The 17,901-nt window shown below is 72.5% G+C and carries 14 protein-coding genes; 5 read left to right on the forward strand and 9 right to left on the reverse strand.

Features of this window, described 5'->3' with window-relative positions:
- Positions 1-132 precede the first annotated feature (132 nt).
- The 4 genes from ACFV18_RS03490 to ACFV18_RS03505 all read right to left on the reverse strand — a co-directional run bounded on the left by ACFV18_RS03490 (position 133) and on the right by ACFV18_RS03505 (position 2,929).
- Positions 133-894, reverse strand: a complete 762-nt coding sequence (locus tag ACFV18_RS03490) for a PP2C family protein-serine/threonine phosphatase (RefSeq protein WP_380478745.1) — start codon at positions 892-894, stop codon at positions 133-135.
- A gap of 292 nt (positions 895-1,186) precedes the next feature.
- Entirely contained in the window at positions 1,187-1,855 is a 669-nt protein-coding gene (locus tag ACFV18_RS03495) for an HD family hydrolase (RefSeq protein WP_380478747.1), read from the reverse strand.
- Between the two features lie 176 nt (positions 1,856-2,031).
- Complete coding sequence (locus ACFV18_RS03500; protein ID WP_380478749.1) at positions 2,032-2,301, reverse strand: hypothetical protein; 270 nt, start codon at positions 2,299-2,301, stop codon at positions 2,032-2,034.
- Between the two features lie 349 nt (positions 2,302-2,650).
- Positions 2,651-2,929, reverse strand: a complete 279-nt coding sequence (locus ACFV18_RS03505; protein ID WP_380478751.1) for a hypothetical protein — start codon at positions 2,927-2,929, stop codon at positions 2,651-2,653.
- A 351-nt stretch (positions 2,930-3,280) separates the two neighbouring features.
- Here ACFV18_RS03505 and ACFV18_RS03510 point away from each other — a divergent pair, with 351 nt between their 5' ends.
- A complete protein-coding gene (locus ACFV18_RS03510; protein ID WP_380478753.1) occupies positions 3,281-5,971 on the forward strand; it encodes an NACHT domain-containing protein in 2,691 nt (896 codons plus the stop codon).
- A complete protein-coding gene (locus ACFV18_RS03515) occupies positions 5,916-6,824 on the forward strand; it encodes a hypothetical protein (RefSeq protein WP_380478755.1) in 909 nt (302 codons plus the stop codon). Before ACFV18_RS03510 ends, ACFV18_RS03515 begins: the two co-directional genes overlap by 56 nt.
- A gap of 12 nt (positions 6,825-6,836) precedes the next feature.
- Here the strand turns inward: ACFV18_RS03515 and ACFV18_RS03520 are convergent, their stop codons facing one another.
- Positions 6,837-9,602 carry an AAA family ATPase gene (locus ACFV18_RS03520; RefSeq protein ID WP_380478757.1) on the reverse strand — a complete coding sequence of 922 codons (2,766 nt, stop codon included), beginning with the start codon at positions 9,600-9,602 and terminating at the stop codon, positions 6,837-6,839.
- Between the two features lie 133 nt (positions 9,603-9,735).
- Positions 9,736-10,341: a hypothetical protein gene (locus tag ACFV18_RS03525; protein WP_380478759.1), complete on the reverse strand. Its 606-nt coding sequence runs from the start codon at positions 10,339-10,341 to the stop codon at positions 9,736-9,738.
- Positions 10,342-10,596: 255 nt separating this feature from the next.
- On the opposite strand from ACFV18_RS03525, the gene ACFV18_RS03530 reads away from it, so the two are divergent.
- Positions 10,597-11,649 carry a DUF2599 domain-containing protein gene (locus ACFV18_RS03530; protein ID WP_380478761.1) on the forward strand — a complete coding sequence of 351 codons (1,053 nt, stop codon included), beginning with the start codon at positions 10,597-10,599 and terminating at the stop codon, positions 11,647-11,649.
- Between the two features lie 312 nt (positions 11,650-11,961).
- Positions 11,962-12,963 (forward strand): chitosanase, encoded by a 1,002-nt coding sequence (locus ACFV18_RS03535; protein ID WP_380478763.1) that lies wholly within the window; start codon positions 11,962-11,964, stop codon positions 12,961-12,963.
- A gap of 212 nt (positions 12,964-13,175) precedes the next feature.
- Here the strand turns inward: ACFV18_RS03535 and ACFV18_RS03540 are convergent, their stop codons facing one another.
- The 3 genes from ACFV18_RS03540 to ACFV18_RS03550 all read right to left on the reverse strand — a co-directional run bounded on the left by ACFV18_RS03540 (position 13,176) and on the right by ACFV18_RS03550 (position 15,503).
- Complete coding sequence (locus ACFV18_RS03540) at positions 13,176-14,351, reverse strand: 8-amino-7-oxononanoate synthase (protein ID WP_380478765.1); 1,176 nt, start codon at positions 14,349-14,351, stop codon at positions 13,176-13,178.
- 110 nt (positions 14,352-14,461) lie between these two features.
- The gene (gene infA / locus ACFV18_RS03545; protein WP_380478767.1) at positions 14,462-14,686 is read right to left on the reverse strand and encodes a translation initiation factor IF-1; all 225 of its coding nucleotides are present in this window, start codon (positions 14,684-14,686) and stop codon (positions 14,462-14,464) included.
- Positions 14,687-14,741: 55 nt separating this feature from the next.
- Positions 14,742-15,503: a GNAT family N-acetyltransferase gene (locus ACFV18_RS03550; RefSeq protein ID WP_380478769.1), complete on the reverse strand. Its 762-nt coding sequence runs from the start codon at positions 15,501-15,503 to the stop codon at positions 14,742-14,744.
- Between the two features lie 620 nt (positions 15,504-16,123).
- On the opposite strand from ACFV18_RS03550, the gene ACFV18_RS03555 reads away from it, so the two are divergent.
- Entirely contained in the window at positions 16,124-17,890 is a 1,767-nt protein-coding gene (locus ACFV18_RS03555) for a hypothetical protein (RefSeq protein ID WP_380478771.1), read from the forward strand.
- Positions 17,891-17,901: the final 11 nt, after the last annotated feature.

Genomic DNA, 17,901 nt, shown 5'->3' on the forward strand with positions numbered 1-17,901 from the left:
GACGGCGCTGCCGAAGGGGTGGGGGCCGTCGACTTCCCGCCCGCTTCTCCACCGAAAGCGACTCCCCGTGCCGAACCGGCGGGCCGTTCACCATTTCGTGGCTGCGGCCCCCGGGCAGTCGGGGGCCGGGTGTCAGTCGTCGATCCGGACCAGGGCGAGGGTGATGTTGTCCGGGCCGCCGGCGCGGATTGCGGCGCGCCAGAGCTCGACGACGGCGTGCTGGTCGTCCTCGCCCGCGTCGCCGTCGGCAATCAGGGTCGTCCACTGCTCCGGCGGGACGGGGTCGCTCAGGCCGTCGGTGCACAGCAGGTAGCGGGCGCCGCGGCGGACGGGCAGGCGGGTGACGTGCGGGTGGAGGGCGTCGCGGGGGGTGGCGCCGCCGAGGACGCTGGTGACCAGGTGGGTGGTGCGCTGCCCCTCGGCGAGCGGCGGGCTGTCGTCGGTGCTGAGCAACTTCGGTTCGGTGTCGGTGAGTTCGTAGACGCGACTGTCGCCGACGTTGAACACGAGCACGGATTCGGTGGTCAGCGCCAGCCCTGCCACCGTGGTGCTCATGCCGGTCAGGGCGGGGTCGGCGTCGGCCGCGTCGTGCAGGGTCGCGTGGCCGGCCTGAAGCGCGTCCCGGACGGCCTGTTCATCGGTCAACTCCGCGCCGGTCGAGGCGAGGTGGCCGGCGATCAGCGAGGAGGCCAGGTCGCCGCCCGGGTGGCCGCCCAGCCCGTCGGCGACCGCCACCGTCAGAGCGGTGTCGCCGAGCGGGAAGTAGAAGGTCTGCGGGCTGTCGGTGGCCGTCGCACAGAGCGTCCACGGCCCGACCGCCACACTGTCCTCGTTGTGCTGACGCACCACTCCCGTGTGACTGAGCACGCTCACCGCGATGATCGGCACGACCATCCACCTCTCTCCGAACTCTCCCGCTCGCGCGATCCGTTGCGCGGCCGTGACGTCAAGCCAAGCACATCCGACCTGGTGCTCCCTGCCGAGGGGGCCCGGGCGCTGCCTCCGCTCCACTCGGGCGGAATTCACGGCCCGGGAATTCTCTTCGTCAAGGAAATCCGCTGGAACGCGCCTGGTCCGTCCTGGTGCGGGTACTGCGGCCACCAGGACTCCTGGCCTCTTGCACCGGCTCCCGACGGTCACCGTCAACGGCGGCGCCGGCCCGCGCGGCCCCCTCGTGGTCGTGCCGTCAGCCCTGCTCGGTGCTGCTGCCGCTGCCGCTCCGTGACCAGCCGCGCCGCTCGCCCTCGTCGATCAGCCGCCGCCCGGCCTCCCACAGCGCCGCCGACGCGTCACCGATCACCGCCTTGCGGGCCCGGACGTCGTCCGCCGTCACCCCAGGGGTGCGCCAAGTGCCGCCGTGCGCCATCCAGTTGAGCAGCAGCGGCTGCAACCGGTCCATCGCCTTCGCGAACCGCGCCTCCGGTGTGCGGCGCTCCTCGAACTCGTCCCACAACTCCCGCATCCACCGGGCCTGGTCCTTCGGCAGCAGCCCGAACAACTCGTCCGCGGCCGCCGACTCCCGCTCCGCCTGATCGACGCCCGCCGCCGCGTCGTACAGCGGCGTGTCCCCCGCGTGGATCTCCACCAGGTCGTGCAGCAGGACGAGTTGAACGGTGCGCCCGACATGGATCGGCTCGTCCGCGTGCTCGGCAAGGAGGGTGACCATCATCGCCAGGTGCCAGGAGTGCTCGGCGTCGTTCTCGCGGCGCTCGGCCGCCACCAGGGGCGACTGCCGCAGGATCGTCTTGAGCCGGTCGATCTCCACCAGGAAGGTCAGTTGGGCACGCAGGCGATCGTCGATGCCGTCGGGGAAGGGCGTACTGTCCACCAGCAGGGGTCGGGGTGAGTCGCTCATGCGGCCCATCGTGCCACGACTCCAGGCATGCTTTTGACGCACCGTCAGCTCACTGCGTCCCCGAAGGAGTCCCGGCAGCGATCGACCGACCTGCGCGGCTCGCAGGCCGGTCGCCACGCACCGAGACTCGGCGGCACCCGGCGGGAACCCCAACCACCGGGCGCCACCGCGCAGTTCTAGCTGTCCTGCCAGATGGCGTCGGCGTCGCTGAAGCCACCGGAGACACCGGTGTCGTCGGCCCAGACCCCGAAGTCGGTGTGGTAGACGCCGTAGGGGGACACGACGGAGCTTTCCTCGGTCTCGCCGGCACCGTTCTGGTTCGCGGCGAACTGATCCTCGCTGAAGTGTGCGGCCACGCTGTCCTGGGCGGACGCGAATCCGGCACAGCCGAGGGCGAGCGGGGCGGCGAAGGCGGTGACGGCCAGGACACGCTTGAGAGCACGCATGAAGATCTCCTTCGAGAAGTTGGTCGATGGCGGGGCGCGGTGGTGGCCCTGCCGAGATCCAGACAGCCACGGGTTCCGGAGGCCCGCAAAAGGGGCCATGCCGCCGTGTGGTCCTCACGGGGCGTGATGGGCCCTGGTGCCCGCCCAGGCGGGGCAGATCGAAGGTTCACCCCTGGGTGGCCGCCGGGCGACGCAGAAGTGGTGCAGGTCGGGCGGGCGGTCGGTCTTCCTCGCGGCGGCGCGGTGGTCGCGCCCCGGGGCCCGCAGTACGCCCGGCCGGGACACACGACGGTGCCCGGCGGGTGGGGTTCCCGCCGGGCACCTGAAGGTGAAATGTCGAGGTCAGCCCTTAGAAGTCGGCACCGGACTCGGTGTGGGAGCCCTCGACGCCCTCGTCACCGGCGAAGACGCAGCTGACGCCGTGCTCGACGCCGTCGCCATCGACCTCGGAGAACACGTGGGCCTCGCCGGCGCCCTCCTCGTTGGCGACGAACTGGTTCTGCGAGAAGTGGGCCTCCGGGCCTTCGTGGCCCTCGTGGCCCTCGTGGGCGGAGGCGAGTCCGGCGCAGCCGATCACGAGGGGGGCGGCGAGGGCGGTGACGGCCAGGACACGCTTGAGAGCACGCATGAGAATCTCCTCCGAGAGGTTGGGGCGGTGGCGGGGCGCGGTGGTGGCCCTGCCGAAATCCAGACAGCCACGGGTTCCGGAGGCCCGCAAAGGGAGCGTGCGGCCGTCCGGCCCTGACGGGACGTCGGCGACCCTTGCGGCGGCGAGGGAGGGGCGTCCCGAAGGTTCACCCCTGGGTGGTCGCCCGGGAAGCGCAGACGGGGTGGATTCGGCCGCACCCGGCAGACGACGTGACCCTCGATGCGATCGTGCGGCTCGGTGGGCTTGTCTCCGACTGACTGCGCTGCTCACTGACGGTCCGTTGGGCCGGTAGGGTGCGGGCGGGGACGGGTGGAGCGAAGGGGCTGTGGGATGTCGGTGGTCGCGACGGCGGCGGGTGTGCTCGGGAAGCTGGTGGCGAAGCCGCTGACGGATGCGGCGATGCGGCAGGAGCGGGTGCTGCGGGCGTTGAAGGCCGTCAGGTTGGATCCGCGGAAGCCGCCGCAGGACTTCGACGGTATTTACGCCGTCACGCTGATCGAGTACTGCGCGGGTCGCGCGGAGTCGGTGCTGGCGGTGTTCCGCGACGAGTACGTGATCGGGTCGTTCCGCCGGTCGTTCGCGCTCCGGGACTTGACGCGGGTGCGCCGCGAGGTCGCCGAGGCGGTCGAGCGGAATCGGGAGACCGGGGAGTTCGGGCACCTGGCGCACGGGTTCGAGGAGCATGTGGACGGGTTCGCCGCCGCGTTCGAGCAGGTGGTGGACCGGACGCGGGCGCCGCACGAGGCGCGCTTGGAGGAGACCGTCAAGGCGCTGGTCAGCCAGGTGAGCCGGACGCGGGAGGAGGAGGAGGGCCGGCGGCTGCGGATCGAGCCCGGGCGGGCCGAACTCACGCCGGCGCAGCGGCTGGCGCGGGACGCCGAGGAGTGGTTCCGGGCGGTCGGGTACGAGATCCGGCAGCCGCAGTGGCCGGTCGGGGAGGACGCGATCGCGCTGCTGGTGGATATTCCGCGGCGCCGGGGACGCTTCGACCGGACGGTGATGCTGTGCGTGGCGGGCGAGTTGGGGCCGCACCATCTCAACACGCTGGCCGGGCTTGCCGATTCGGCCGATGCGGCGGAGGGCTGGGGCATCGCGCGGCTGCGGGTGAGCGCGGCGGCCCGGGCCAGGGCGGCCGCGAGCGAGGACCGGCTGTTCTGCTACTCGTTCGACGAACTGATCGACGAGGAGGCCGACTTCGAGCCGTACCTGGCCTGGGTGGAGGAGGAGGTGCGGCGGCGCGGCATCGACACCCGCTACGTGCCGCAGTCCTGCGAGAAGAGCGAGATCGACCCGGCCACCGGGCAGCCGATCGCCACCAGTCGGTACCACTGGCAGGACGGCGGCCTGGACGACTACGTGGCCCGCTGGTTGGACGAGCCGGCCAAGCAACACCTGTCCGTGCTGGGCGAGTTCGGCATGGGCAAGTCCTGGTTCGCGCTGCATCTGGCGCACACCATGGTGCTGGCCTGGCGGGACGCCAAGCGGCGCGGTGTGCCCCGGCCCCGGCTGCCGCTGCTGATACCGCTGCGCGACTACGTCAAGCAGACCACCGTGCAGGGACTGTTGGCGGAGTTCTTCTTCGACAAGCACAAGGTGAATCTGCGCAGCGCCGAGGTGGTCCGGGTGCTCAACCGGATGGGCCGGCTGCTGCTGATCTTCGACGGCTTCGACGAGATGGCGGCGCGCGCCGACCGCAACACCGTGGTGGCGAACTTCTGGTCGCTGGCCTCGGCGGTGGACCAGGGCGCGAAGGTGCTGCTGAGCAGCCGCAAGGAGCATTTCCGGGACGACCGGGAGGCCCGCGACCTGTTCGGCGCGAAGATCACCGCGGCCGGGCACGGCGCGACGGCGGACGGCCCGATCTTCGAGATCGTCCAGCTCGTCGAGTTCGAGGACGAGCAGATCGAGCGGATGCTCCGGCACCGGCTGAAGCAGGACAAGGTCCGCGAGGTCATGCGGCATCCCACCGTTCGGGAGCTGATGCGGCGCCCGCTGATGTCCGAGCTGGTGATCGACGCGCTGCCGGAGATCGAGCAGGGCGCGGAGATCGACCTCGCCCGGATCTACCTGTACGCGGTGCGGCGGAAGATGGACCGCGACATCCACGCCGAGCGGACCTTCACCTCGCGCGCCGACAAGCTGTACTTCCTCTGCGAGGTCGCCTGGGAGATGCTCTCCACCGATCGGCTGACCCTCAACTACCGTGATTTTCCCGGGAGGTTGCGTTCGTTCTTCGGCCCGGTGGTGCAGCGTGACGCGGACCTGGACTTCTGGGAGCAGGACATGCGCAACCAGGGCATGCTGGTGCGCAACGCGGAGGGCGACTACGGGCCCTCGCACAAGTCGCTGCTGGAGTTCCTGGTCGCGCTGAAGCTCGCGGGTGAACTCGGCCTGCTCACGGGCGACTTCCTGGACGCCGTGCGGGTCCCCGGCGCGGCGGCGGGCGACGGCTCCCGGTCCTGGTCCGCGCACTTCGCGGCGCGCGGCGCGGACGGGAGCCTGCCCGGTCTGACCGCGTTCGCGCCCGAGCCGGCGGAAGCGCTGGCCGGAACCTTCGGCGAGCTGGGGCCGGACGACGCGGTGTTCGAGTTCCTGGCCACCATGGTCCGCGAACACCCGGACCATCGCGCCCGGCTGCTGGAACTGGCGCAGGTGAGCAGTTCGGGCAGGCCGCTGCTGAACTGCCTGCGCCTGCTCGCCGAGGCCGACGGCCATCTGGAGAACGCTCCACTGGCCGGGCTCGACCTGTCCGGTTTCGGGATCTGGATGACCTACCGGAAGCTTTCGCTGTCGCGCGCGGATCTGCGCGGTGCGGACCTCACGGCGGCGGAGCTGAGGGGTGCCGACCTCTCCGGGGCCGATCTCACGGGCGCGCAGCTGTCTCGGTCGATCCTCCGGAGCGCCGAGGGCTGGCAGTGCCTGCTCACCTCGGGCGGGGGTCGTGGCTTGGAGGCGCGACCGGGCCTTGCACTGGCCCGGTGGCCTCCCGGTCGGGCCTCCCCTGCGGTTCGGTCTCGATGATGCCCTGATCCTCCACGAGTGGACCGAGTCGGTCTGGTGGACCTCCGACTTCGAGGCCGGTCGGCTGGTCGACACCCGGGCGGGCCGGCCCACCAGCAGCACCGTGCTCGACGGGTCGATGCTGCTGCCCGTCCGCTGGCGTGGCCGACGGCTGCTGCTTGAGCCGACGGAGGGTTCCTTCCGCGATCCGCGGACCGGCCAGGAGATCGAACGCTGGACTCCTCCTGCCGACGGTGCCCGGCACTGGGTGCTTCTCGGCGGAAACTTCCGGGCGAGCGTGATCGCCGTCAACGGCGACCGGATGTCCTACCTCGTGCCCGACAGTGACGCGGCGGACGGCTGGCGGACCGTCGCGGTGCTGGACCACGGCGGCGACCGCTTCAGTCAGGTGGGGTCCGGCGACAGCGCGTTGATCGTTCCCGGCGGGCGTCCGGTCATGGCGATCGACGCCATTGCCCAGCAGGCACTCGTCCGACCCGAGGGCCTGCCGCTGCGCATCGACGGGGACACCGGCCTCGAAGGATTCGTGTTCCGGGCCGGAATCGGGCTGGCCGTACTCGCCCAACTCGGGCGAATCACGGCATGGTCGATGACGGCGGAGGCGGGCGATCCGGTGTGGGAGCGCACCATCGGCTGGCCGGTCAACGGGATCTGGGCCGACCCGGCCGGCGAGCGGCTCGCCATCGTGACCACCATGGGCGAGCTGTGGCTGCTCGACTTCCGCACCGGCGAGGTGCTGGCCCGGGCCCCGCTCACCGAGCGCCTGCGCGGCACCCGGTTCTCCCGGGACTGCGGGTTCGACGACGAGACCCTCGCGACGGTCGTCCGTCTCGGCGGGATCGTCGTCGACTGACCAACACCCCGTCTACTCCTGAAACTTCGCCAACTCCGCCCGCCCCCGCACCCCGTACTGCCGGAACAGGCGGGTCAGGTTCGCCTCGACGGCCTTCACCGACAGGTGCAGCGTCGCCGCGATCTCCCGGTTCGTCGCCCCGGTCCGGATCAGCGCGAGGATCTGCTGCTGTGTCGGCGTCGGGTCGGCCTCCAGTGCGTCCAAGGACGCCAGGGCCGTCTCGACGTACCGGAGCCAGGGCAGGCAGCCGGCTGCCGCGTAGCGGGCGTGGGCGTCCTGGAGGGCGGTACGGGCGGCGGCGCGGCGGCGGGCGCGGCGTTCGAGGGTGCCCAGGGCCAGCTGGGCGCGGGCGAGTTCGAGGGGGTAGGGGTGGGCGGCGGGGAGGAGGGCGCGCAGGGTGTCGGCGGCGCGGCGGGGGTCGGTGAGGGCAGTGAGGTGGGCTTCGGCGCGGTGCAGGCCGAGCAGGACGACTTCGCGGCCGAGGCGGGTGGCGCGGTCGCGGGCGTCGGCGAGGGTGGCGGCGGCGTCGGCGGGGCGGCCGGAGAGGGCGAGTGCCTCGGCGAGGTCGGCGTCCACCAGGAACAGACTGGGGTCGGTGAACTGCATCCGGCGGAGCAGGAGTTGGCAGCGGGTGAGGTGCTGGACGGCGGACGGGAGGTGGCCGAGCAGCAGTGAGGCGCGGCCGCGCAGTCCGTGGGCGTAGGCGAGCCATTCGTGGTCCTGGTCGTCCTCGGCGGCGCGGATGGCGGAGTCGAGGAGGCGGGCGGCGCGGTCGGCGGTGCCGCCGTTGAGTTCGGCGGCACCACCGAGGACGCGGGCAGGGCCGGGGGTGGGTTCGATGCGTTCGCGCAGGTCGTGGGCGGCGCGGCCGGCGGCGTAGGCCTCGGTGCAGCGGCCGGCGCGTTCCAGGACGGAGGCGGCGATGTGGAGGACGGTGGCGAGGTCCTCGGTGCGGCCGGCGGCCTCCGTTTCGGTGCGCAGGGTTTCGACCTCGGCGAGAGCGCGGGTGGTGTCGCCGCTGCGCAGGGCGGCGACGGCGAGGCCTTCGCGGCAGCGGACGGCGGCGGCGGTGGGGGGTCGGCTGGCGGCGAGGCGGCAGCCGCGTTCGAGCAGGGCGAGGCCGTGGGCGGGGTCGGTGAGCAGGGTGATGGGGGCGCGCAGGGCGAGGAGTTCGACGAGCAGGTCGGGGTGGTCGGCCTGGTCGGCGTGCTTCTCGGCGATTTCGAGTTCGGCGAGTCCTTCCGCCCGGTCGCCGCGGTGCAGGGCGCGGACGGCGCGTTCCTGGTGGACGGCGGCGGTGAGGGCGGGGTGGCCTCGGGTGTCGTCGGCGGCGGCGGTGAGCAGGGCTTCGGCGCCGGGGTGGTCGGGGCCGAGCAGGCGGGTGAGCAGCAGCCGGGCGTGGACGCGCAGGTCGGCGGCGGGGGCGCCGAGCAGGGCTTCGGCGCAGGCGCGGGCGAGGTCGGGCAGGCCGGCGGCGGCCGCGTTGCGGGCGGCGGCGAGCAGGCGGCGTCCGGCGGTGTCGGGGTCGGGGGTGTGGTGGGCGGCGTGGCGCAGGAGTTCGGCGGCGGTGCCGGGGGCGCCGCGGGTGAGGGCGGTGTCGGCGGCGCGGGTGAGGCGGGAGGCGAGGTGCGGTTCGGGGTGTTCGGCGGCGAGGGCCTGGTGGCGGACCTGTTCGACGGCGTCGGCGGTGAGTGCGGCAAGCAGGCGGTGCGCGTCGCGCAGGGCGGCGGGGTTGGCGTCGGCGAGGACCACTTCGGCGATCAGCGGGTGGCTGAACTGCGGTGTGCCGGTCGGGGTTTGGCGGAGGATGCCGTGGCGCAGAGCGGCGGCGAGGGGTTCGGTGACGGTGGCGGGCAGGCCGGTGCCGGTGCGGGCGGCGGCGAGCACGGTGAGGGCGGCGCGGGCGTTGGCGGGGAGTTCGGTGAGGCGGGCGGAGACCAGGGCGCGCAGCCGGTGCGGGACGTCGAGCGGGCGGGCGGGGTCGGTGGCGAGCGCGGCGTCGCTGCCGCCGGCGGCCAGTGAGCGTCCCAACTCCAGGGCGTAGTACGGGTTTCCGCCGCTGACGGCGTGAACGCGGCCGAGTGTGAGGCCGCTGAGGCGCAGGCCGAGCCGTTCGCGCAGCAGGGCGCCGGTGCCGCGTTCGCCGAGCGGGCCGACGGGGAGGTCACGGGCGGTGGGCGGGCAGAGGGCGCCCATGGTGGGGGCGGCGTCGGCGTGTTCGGTGCGTTCGGTGACGGCGAAGCGGACCCGGCGGTCGGCGAGGCGGCGGGCGGCGAAGGCGATGACCTGGCGGCTGGCTTCGTCGAGCCACTGGGTGTCGTCGAGCAGGACGAGCACGGGGCGGCGCCCGGCGAGTCGGCGCAGGGTCTCCAGGACGGCGACCCGGACGGCCAACGGGTCGGTGGCGGCGCCGGGTTGGGGGGCGCGGTGGAGCAGCGCGCATTCGAGGGCCTGGCGCAGGTGGCCGGGGAGTTCCTCGGCGAGCGCGGGGAGGGTCTCGCCGAGCAGGTCGATCAGGGCGAGGTGCGGCAGGTCGGCCTCGGCGGCGGTGGGGCTGCTGCGCAGGACCGACTCCCCTGCCGCGTCGGCCTGTTGGGCGAGTGCGTCGAGCAGTGCGGTCTTGCCGATGCCGGCCGGGCCGTGGAGCAGGACGCCGCCGGTGGCGTCGAGGGTGGCACGGATGTCGGCGAGCAGGTGCGCACGGTCGACGAGTGCGGGCTCGGCCGGACCTGCCATGGTGGTGGCTGTTCCGGCCGGGCCGGGGCGAAAGCCGGTCATGGCGGTCAGTGTGCCGCCTTCGCCCGGGTCGCGCGAGGGTGTCACATGAACACGACACTGTCGCGACTTGGCGTTAAGCCCCCTTTAAGACTGCCCGGTTGGTGTCCGCCGGGACGGACCGCGGGTTGGCCGGTCAGCCGATGCTGACGTCGTCGAGCAGGAAGGTGGTCGCCAGGTGGGCGTCCTCCTGGCCGGCGAACTGCAGATTGACGCTCTGGCCGCGACAGGCGCCGAGGTCGACGGTCTTCTGTACGTATCCGGCGCCGGCGTTGGCGTTGGAGTAGGTGGCCAGGGTGGCGCCGTTGACGGTGACCTTCAGGGTGTCGTAGGGCGTGGTGCCGGTCTCCTGGGTGGTGACCTTGAGCCAGAAGGTGAGCTTGGGGCTGCCGGTGGCGGGCACCGCGATGCTGTTCTGGGCGAGGGTCTCGCCGGCGGCGGAGCCGTAGCCCATCATCCACGCGTACCACGAACCGCCCTGCGGGGTCCGCTGGTTGGAGTTGGTGATGTCGTTGGCGCTCTGCGTCCAGCCGGTGGCACCCTGCTCGAAGTCGCCGTTGGTGAGGGCGTTTCCGGAGTTCGGGTTGCCGGTGGGCGAGCCGGACGGGGACGGGCTGGGGCTGCCGTTGCCCGGGTCGGGCAGAGCGGTGCCGAACGAGACGGCGGCCCACGCCTTCGAAATGCGGTACCGCTCCTGAGAGTTGGCGCCGTACGCTAGATCCGCCGCAGGCCCCAGCGACATGCCCTCGCCAACCCCACAAGGGCCACGCAAGGGTGATCCCTGCCGCTCCGGAGGGCGACCCCTGAGGTGCTGTCAGGGTGTGCTCGGGTTGTCGAGTTCAGCGCGGCGGCTCAGTTCGGTGTCCAGGCGGCCGAGGGTACGTGGCGATCCGTCAGGGCATCGCGGCGCGCCGTCCCGACGGGCTCTCAAGTGACCGCGTACTTTGGCTCGTTCTGATGCTGCGTGCACCATCTACTTCCCTGGATACTGCTGGCCATGAACGGACCAGCAGCTCCGCGGTTCCTCGCCGCTCTCGCCGCTTTTGCGGCCGGCGCCTCCCTGCTCGTGAACCTCCAGGCAACCCCCGCGGCCGCGGAAGTCATCTGCGGCACCTACTCGGTCGATGGCGCCATCTGGACCGAGTACACCCAGACGCCCGGCGTGCGGGAGGCCCTCGGGTGTCCCAGAAGTGACGAACTCGGCCTGCCCGACGGGGTCGGCCGGCGGCAGGTGTTCGACAAGGGCTCGATCTACTGGAGCCCGCGCACCGGGGCACACGCCGTGTGGGGTCTGATCGGCGAGGAGTGGGCGCAGCACGGGTGGGAGAGCGGCTACCTGGGGTACCCGCTCACCGACGAGTTGCGGAACCCCGACGGGGTCGGCGTCCGCCAGGAGTTCCAGGGCGCCACCGTCTACTGGTCGCCCAGCACCGGGGCGCACGCGGTGCACGGCAACATCGGCTGGTGGTGGGGGCAGTACGGGTACGAGCGCGGGACGTACGGCTACCCCACGAGCGACGAGTACGGCGCCGGGCACGTCGGCGGAAACGTCGAGGACAACAACGGGGTGCGCCAGGACTTCCAGTCCGGCAAGTACCTGTTGTGGAGCGCCGGCCAGGCCGACGCCTTCGAGTCCTGCCAGTCCGCGTGCATCGGCTACGGCGGCATCACCAACACCAAGTGGGTGCAGAAGACCGAGGTCTACATCAACTGGAACGACAGCCGCTTCACCTCCGTCCACGTCACTCCGACGTCCGCCGCGTTCAAGACCGTCCTGGGGCACGACGACGCCGCCAGTGACGTGAAGGACGACTGGCGGCAGGTGTGGTCCAACACGCAGATGTTCCCGGGTGCCACGCCGGCCGCGCAGAACTCGACGTATCAACAGCTGATGTGCCACGCGGAGTTCTCCTACCCGAACACCAGCGGGGGGCATCTCGGCGGTCCGACCTGGGACCTGGAGACCTGGCGCCCGGTACTCACCGGGAACGGTGACACGATCCTCAAGAAGATGCTCTCCTCCGGGTGCAACTGGGACACCGACGGATAGTCCCTGCCGCCGCCGCGCGGACGGTTCGGTGTCGGCCGGGGGCTGCCGGGACGCTCAGGACATGGACGGAGGTCCGGTTCGGGAAGACGTGGTTCCGTTTCTGAGGTAGCGTCAGGGCCCGGTCGGGATCCGGACGCCCGGTGCCGGTGGGGGAACCCTTCGGACGTGTGGCGGCTGTTGGTCCGGCCGACCGTCGCCCCGCTCCCCCGGGCGGGGCGGTAGCCGACAGGAAACGGAGCCGCACCCATGCAGAGCGGAGCAACCCGCACCAGATCCGGTAGAGCGCCCCGGCCCGTCCAGGTGGCGCTGGCCGTGGGGGTGGCCGCGGTGGTGACCACGGGCCTCGCCGTGGTCGGCCCGGAGGGCGAGGCCGCCGCCTCCCGGCGTCACGGCGCGGCCTCGGCGCCGCCGCCCACCGCCGGGTCCATATCGAACTCCCCATCTGCGGCGGCGAGTTCGGCCGCCCCGTCCGCGACCTATCTCCCGCCCGCACCCGACTCTTCCTCGGCCGCGCCGACAGCGACCGGCACTGCCACCGCCACCACCCAGGCCGCGCCCAAGCCCTCGCCGACCGCCGCCGCGACCACTGCCACGACCACCGCGCCCGCCACGCGGCCGGACCTCACCGACCCGAAGTGGAAGGAGTACGCGCAGGAATTGGTCTCCAGCGCCGAGAACTCCACCCTCGACTGGCGCTCCCAGTACCCGTACATCGAGGACATCGGCGACGGCAACGGCTACACCGCCGGGATCATCGGCTTCTGCTCCGGCACCGGCGACCTGGCGGACGTGATCCGGCGCTACACCACCCTGAAGCCCGACAACGTGCTGGCCAAGTACCTGCCGGCGCTGGCGCTGCTCGACGGCAGCCCCTCGCACCAGGGCCTCGACCCGACCTTCGTCGGCGACTGGCAGCGCGCCGCGTCGGACCCGCTGCTCCAGCAGGCCCAGAACGAGGAACGCGACCGGCAGTACTTCACCCCGGCGGTGGGACAGGCCAGGACGGACGGGCTGCACGCGCTCGGCCAGTTCGCCTACTACGACGCGCTGGTGGTGCACGGCCCGCAGGGCTTCGCCGCCATCCGCACCACCGCACTGGGCAAGGCGAGGACTCCGGCCAAGGGCGGCGACGAGACCGCCTACCTGGACGCCTTCCTGGACGCCCGCAAGGCGTACATGCTGTCCGGCAACCCGAACCGCGACACCTCCAGGATCGACACCGAGCAGCGGGTCTTCCTGCGCGCCGGCAACCTCGACCTCCAGCCCCCGCTGACCTGGCAGGTGTACGGCGACAGTTACACCATCCCGGCCTGACGCACCACCGCTCCACCGGCACGGAGTGCGGGCGGCGGGAAGCCCGCCGAGGGCGGCGCGCCGGGCCGGCCTCCTGGGCGTGACCATCGGCAGCTCCCAACAGTTGGGAAGTCTTCCCTGCCGCCGCTGGAAGCCGGAGCGCCGGCCGGAGGCGGTCAAGACGCGTCGTCGCTTACCTGACGCACCGTCAGTCTGATTGTCGGGGCCCGGGCCTACCGCGTCTTGACCACCACGCCGACCGCGAAGGCGATCTGGTCGGCTGTCAGGTCGGCGCGGGCGGTCAGGCGCAGCCGGGGCACGCCGTCGGGGACGGACGGGGGGCGGAAGCAGCCGACCGCGAGTCCTTCGTCGCGGCACGCGGCGGCCCAGCGCACCGCGTGCTCCGGGTCGTCGGCCCGGACCGACACCACCGCGCCGTCGGGTGCGGTGGTGTCGAGGCCGAACCCGGCGAGGCGGGTGGAGAGTTCGCGGGCCACCCGGAGCGCGTCGGCCGCCCGGCCGGGTTCGGCGCGCAGCAGGCGCAGCGCGCCGAGCGCGGCGCCGACGGCGGCCGGGTTGAGGCCGGTGTCGAAGATGAAGGTGCGGGCGGCGGAGATCAGGTGGCGGATCACCCGTTCGGGGCCGAGCACCACGCCGCCCTGGGAGGCGAGCGACTTGGAGAGCGTGGCGGTGGAGAGCACGTCGGGCTGGCCGGCGATGCCGAAGGCGGCGCCCGCTCCGGCGCCGCCGGGGCCGAGCACGCCGAGGCCGTGCGCGTCGTCGAGGACCAGTGCGGCGCCGAACTCGCGGGCGGCGGCCAGGTGCTGGGCGAGCGGCGCGGCGTTGCCGTCCACCGAGAACACCGAGTCGGTGACCACCAGGGCGCGCGGCTGCGTACGGGCGGCGAGCGCCTCGCGGACGGACTGCGGGTCGCAGTGGGCGGTCCGGGCGACCTGGCCCCGGGCGAGGCGGCAACCGTCGATCAGCGAGGCGTGGTTGTGGGCGTCGGAGACGATCAGGGTGTCCGGGCCGGCGAGTGCGGTGAGCACGGCCAGGTTGGCGGTGTAACCGGAGGAGAACACCAGGGCCGCCTCGTAGCCGCAGAACTCGGCGAGTTCCCGCTCCAGTTCGGTGTGCGCGGCGGTGGTGCCGGTGACCAGGCGGGAGCCGGTGGAGCCGCCGCCCCAGCGCAGTGCGGCCTCGGCGGCCGCGCCGGTGACCGCCGGGTGCCTGGTCAGTCCCAGGTAGTCGTTGGACGCGAGGTCGAGCACCTCGTCCTCGGCGGCCCGGCTGCGCAGCCGCCTGGTCAGCCCGGCGGCCTCCCGTTCGGCGGCCGCCGCGTCCACCCAGTCGAACACCGTCTCCGGGCGCGCGCCCCGCGTCCCCGTCCTGACCTGCGACTCTTCCATGTCCGGCACTCTGTCACCCTGCCCCGGCCGGGGGCAACGGCCGCCGCCCCGATGTGCGCCTTCGCACACACCGGGGTGCCGGCCGCCGCCCCGGGCGCCTTGGCGGCTGGTCAGTTGCGGTAGCGGAACAGGATCCGTCCCCTGGTCAGGTCGTACGGGCTGAGCTCGACCAGGACGCGGTCGAACGGGAGGATCTTGATGTAGTTCTTGCGGATCTTTCCGCTGATGTGGGCGAGCACCTGGTGGCCGTTCTGGAGTTCCACCTTGAAGGTGGCGTTGCGCAGGCACTCCAGTACGGTGCCCTCGATTTCCAGGCCTTTGGCGATACGCGGCAAGACAGCTCGTTTCTCGAGTCGGTGAAGCGAAGTGTGGTGGTGCTTGGTGGCGGTGTCAGTGCGGGCGTCGCACCAGCTCGGCGAGCTGGCCCGTGCGCCGGGCGCCGAAGTGTTCGAACAGGGTGGTGGCAGGGGTGTTGGCCTGGTCGATCTCCGTCCAGGCGGTGTCGATTCCGGCCTCGTGCAGCGTGTCGAGCGCATGCCCGAGCAGCACCCGTCCGATCCCCCGCCGCCGGTACTCGGCACGCACGGCGAGCAGCCCGATCCGGGCGCGCCTGCCCCGCGATACCACCCGGATCAACCCGCCGTACTGGCCGTCCACCACGGCGACGGCGTACAGCGACGGATCCACCAGGGTGTCCCCTGCCGGGCCGGACCTGAGCTCGGCGGGCATGGTGTGCCAGCCGACGGTGGCCTCGACCTGCGTCCGGATCTCCCGATCGAGCTCGCGCAGCAGCCGCTCATCGGCCGTGCCGGCGGGCAGGATTGCCACGCCCTCCGGAGCCTGGCCGCTGGTCTCCGTGCGGGTGGGCAGGAGGAACTCCCACTCGCGCCGCTCAACGGCGAACCCGGCCTTCCCCCAACGGGCCGCCAGTTCGGCGTCCTCGCCACCGACCAGCGTGTGCAGCACGGCATTCGGCAGCTCGCCCAGCATCGCCTCGGCGAGCGGGTTGAACGCCTCGTCCTGCCACACGTCGATGCTGACGAAGAGCCGCCCGTCCGGCCGCTCGCAGACATCACCGCGGCCGACGATCTGCTCGTCCGCCACCGCCTGCCACTGGGCCTCGTCGACCCGGGAAATCATCACAGTGTTCATGGCTGTCGCCTTTCGGAAGTACCTGCACAGCAGGGCGCTCCCGACAGCGGCTCGATCAGCCGCACACCGTGAGGAAAAGGGGGAGCACCCACCTTGGTCCAGCTCTCATGGGTGTTCACCTCCTCGCGTCCTGTCACGGTGCTCCGTACGGTAGCAACCACCCCCGCGGCACCGCCAACGATTTGATTTTCCGGTCGCCACAAGGGGATTGGGCAGACTCCCCCGGGTCCGCCGACAGGCCGTCCGCCGAGCGGGCGCACCGGTGGACACCGGAGGCCGCGCGCGGTGGCCGAGGTCGGGCGGTTCGGCTCCGCGTTCGAGTGGCGGCATGGTGCTGCCCAGTCCGCCCGCCGACCGTCGGCGGACCTGTTGGCGCTGTGCGTCCGTGCCCCGGTCGTCGGCGCATCCTCGGCTCCCGGCAACGCTCCGCTTCCTCGGCCGGAAGGTCGGCATCGGGACCGCGGGAGTCCTGGCCCTGCGGGGATGAGCGCGGACTCCCGTCCCCGGAAGCCTCCACAACATCCGCCGATGGCCGGCCGCAGGTGCTGTCGGGGGCGCGTGGCAGGCTTGGCGGGTCGGCGGAGCGGGGAAGGTCCGGAGCGAATGGGAGGGGGCCGGTGATGTGGCGTCGGTTGAAGTCGTTGGCACCGGGGTTGGCGGTGTGGTGGCTGTGGATGCCACTGCTCGCCGCGCTGGTGTGGGTGGTCAAGCATGCGGTGTTCGGCGGGTTCGGGCAGCAGGACCAGAGCTATGTGCTGTTGCTGAAGCGGCAGTTCTTCCCGCACGGCGGGCCGGTCGATGCCGCGCCGCTGTTCTGGTTCTGGCTCGCGGTGGGCTTGTGCGGCACGGCGTGGGCGGTGGTGGGCGCTGTGGGCTTGGACGGTTGGCGGGCGCGTCTCGCCGTCTCGGTGGTGCTGCTGGCGCTGGTCGGTTCGCTGGTGCGGGCCGGCACCGGCGTGTGGGACAACGACAAGGACGCGGGCCGGTTCTACGCGGCTTCAACGGTGCTGGACGTACCGGCGGGCGGCGCGGCCGCGCCCCGTTCGGTGCTGCCGGTGACGCAGCACTCCCGGCCCGGTGACGGCACCCGGTGCGACCTGGTGGGCACGGCGGACGTGCCGGCCTGCGTGAAGACCGCGTCGATGCCGGACTTCGACTTCGAGGCGCGCACCGCCTCGTACGCGGCGGCGACCAAGGCGCTCACGGACAGCGCCGGTCTCTCCTCGGGCGTCCATCTGATGAACCACAGCCTGCACTACCTGCCCGGCGCGGCAAGTGGCGGCGGCGCGTGGACGGCGGTGCTGGACGGTTCGGGCGAGCAGCCGATGGAGGGCGTCGCGGTCTGGGACGGCAAGTCCAACTCGGTGGCCAGCTGCGCGTTCCGCGGCGACCACGCGTTCGACCGGGCGTTCGGCGGGACGGGTGCGGTCAGTCTGCGCAACCTGCTCGCCGAGAAGTTCCCCGGCCTGGTCTACAGCGACCAGGACATCTGGGGCTACTGCGACGGCCCCGACCCGCGCACCGCCCAGCCGGTGGTGGTGATCTCGGTGGCCCGGCAACTCGCCTGGAAGCAGCGCACGGTGGTGGCCCCGGCCGGGGTGCTGGTGCTGCGCGGATCGTCCGACGGGAAGCCGGACGTGACGTACCGGGCGCAGGTCGAACCGGGCGAGCTGCCGGGGGCGGTGTACCCGGCGTCGGTGGTGCGCTCGCAGATCCACGAGGTGCAGTGGCTGGGCGGTCGCGGCGCGAAGGACGACCAGGGCTTCGGCTTCGCGCACACCTCGGCGGGCACCAACGCCACCAACCCCGGTGAGTTCCTGCTCCGTTCGAAGGCGGACGGCCACCTGTACTACGTGACGCCGCTCGTCCCCCGGGAGAGCTCCTCCCAGCTGGTGGTGGCCTTCGCCGTCCTGCAGGCGGACCGGGCCGGTGGCGGCCTCAACGACCTGCACGTGTACGTCCGCAGCGACGACGCCCCCGCGGTGAACCTGGACGTGCTGGCCAGCCGGATGGTCTCCTACATGGCGCAGCAGACCGCGATCACCATCAGCGCGGGCCAGGGCGGCGCCCTCCAGGAGATCATCCCGTTCGGCCGCGACATGTGGCGCGGCTTCGTCGACTTCAACGGCCAGACCCAGGACTACATCGACCTCTCCGGCGACGCCACCGTCACCCCCAACCTGGTCTCCCTGACCGGCCCGATCACCGCCCCGGGCGGCCAACCCCAACCCCAGCCCCCAGGCCAGCCGACCGGCCAGCCGACCGGCCAACCGTCGGGCCAACCCACGGCCAACTGCGGCGGCGACCCGAGCCAGCTGACCAACACCCAACTCGCCGCCTGCATCGCCGAGTTGTCGAAGGCCCTCCAGGGCCGGGTGAAGGACTAGCCACCCGCCCG

The organism is Kitasatospora sp. NPDC059673, assembly GCF_042734215.1.
Lineage (GTDB): Bacteria > Actinomycetota > Actinomycetes > Streptomycetales > Streptomycetaceae > Kitasatospora.

Excerpts from the sequence above, each read along its gene's own strand:
- ACFV18_RS03540 (WP_380478765.1), bottom strand. The coding sequence starts at position 14,351 with ATGGAAGAGTCGCAGGTCAGGACGGGGACGCGGGGCGCGCGCCCGGAG.
- ACFV18_RS03500 (WP_380478749.1), bottom strand. The coding sequence starts at position 2,301 with ATGCGTGCTCTCAAGCGTGTCCTGGCCGTCACCGCCTTCGCCGCCCCG.
- ACFV18_RS03490 (WP_380478745.1), bottom strand. The coding sequence starts at position 894 with ATGGTCGTGCCGATCATCGCGGTGAGCGTGCTCAGTCACACGGGAGTG.
- ACFV18_RS03550 (WP_380478769.1), bottom strand. The coding sequence starts at position 15,503 with ATGAACACTGTGATGATTTCCCGGGTCGACGAGGCCCAGTGGCAGGCG.
- ACFV18_RS03505 (WP_380478751.1), bottom strand. The coding sequence starts at position 2,929 with ATGCGTGCTCTCAAGCGTGTCCTGGCCGTCACCGCCCTCGCCGCCCCC.
- ACFV18_RS03525 (WP_380478759.1), bottom strand. The coding sequence starts at position 10,341 with ATGTCGCTGGGGCCTGCGGCGGATCTAGCGTACGGCGCCAACTCTCAG.
- ACFV18_RS03510 (WP_380478753.1), top strand. The coding sequence starts at position 3,281 with ATGTCGGTGGTCGCGACGGCGGCGGGTGTGCTCGGGAAGCTGGTGGCG.
- ACFV18_RS03530 (WP_380478761.1), top strand. The coding sequence starts at position 10,597 with ATGAACGGACCAGCAGCTCCGCGGTTCCTCGCCGCTCTCGCCGCTTTT.
- ACFV18_RS03495 (WP_380478747.1), bottom strand. The coding sequence starts at position 1,855 with ATGAGCGACTCACCCCGACCCCTGCTGGTGGACAGTACGCCCTTCCCC.
- ACFV18_RS03520 (WP_380478757.1), bottom strand. The coding sequence starts at position 9,602 with ATGACCGGCTTTCGCCCCGGCCCGGCCGGAACAGCCACCACCATGGCA.
- ACFV18_RS03555 (WP_380478771.1), top strand. The coding sequence starts at position 16,124 with ATGTGGCGTCGGTTGAAGTCGTTGGCACCGGGGTTGGCGGTGTGGTGG.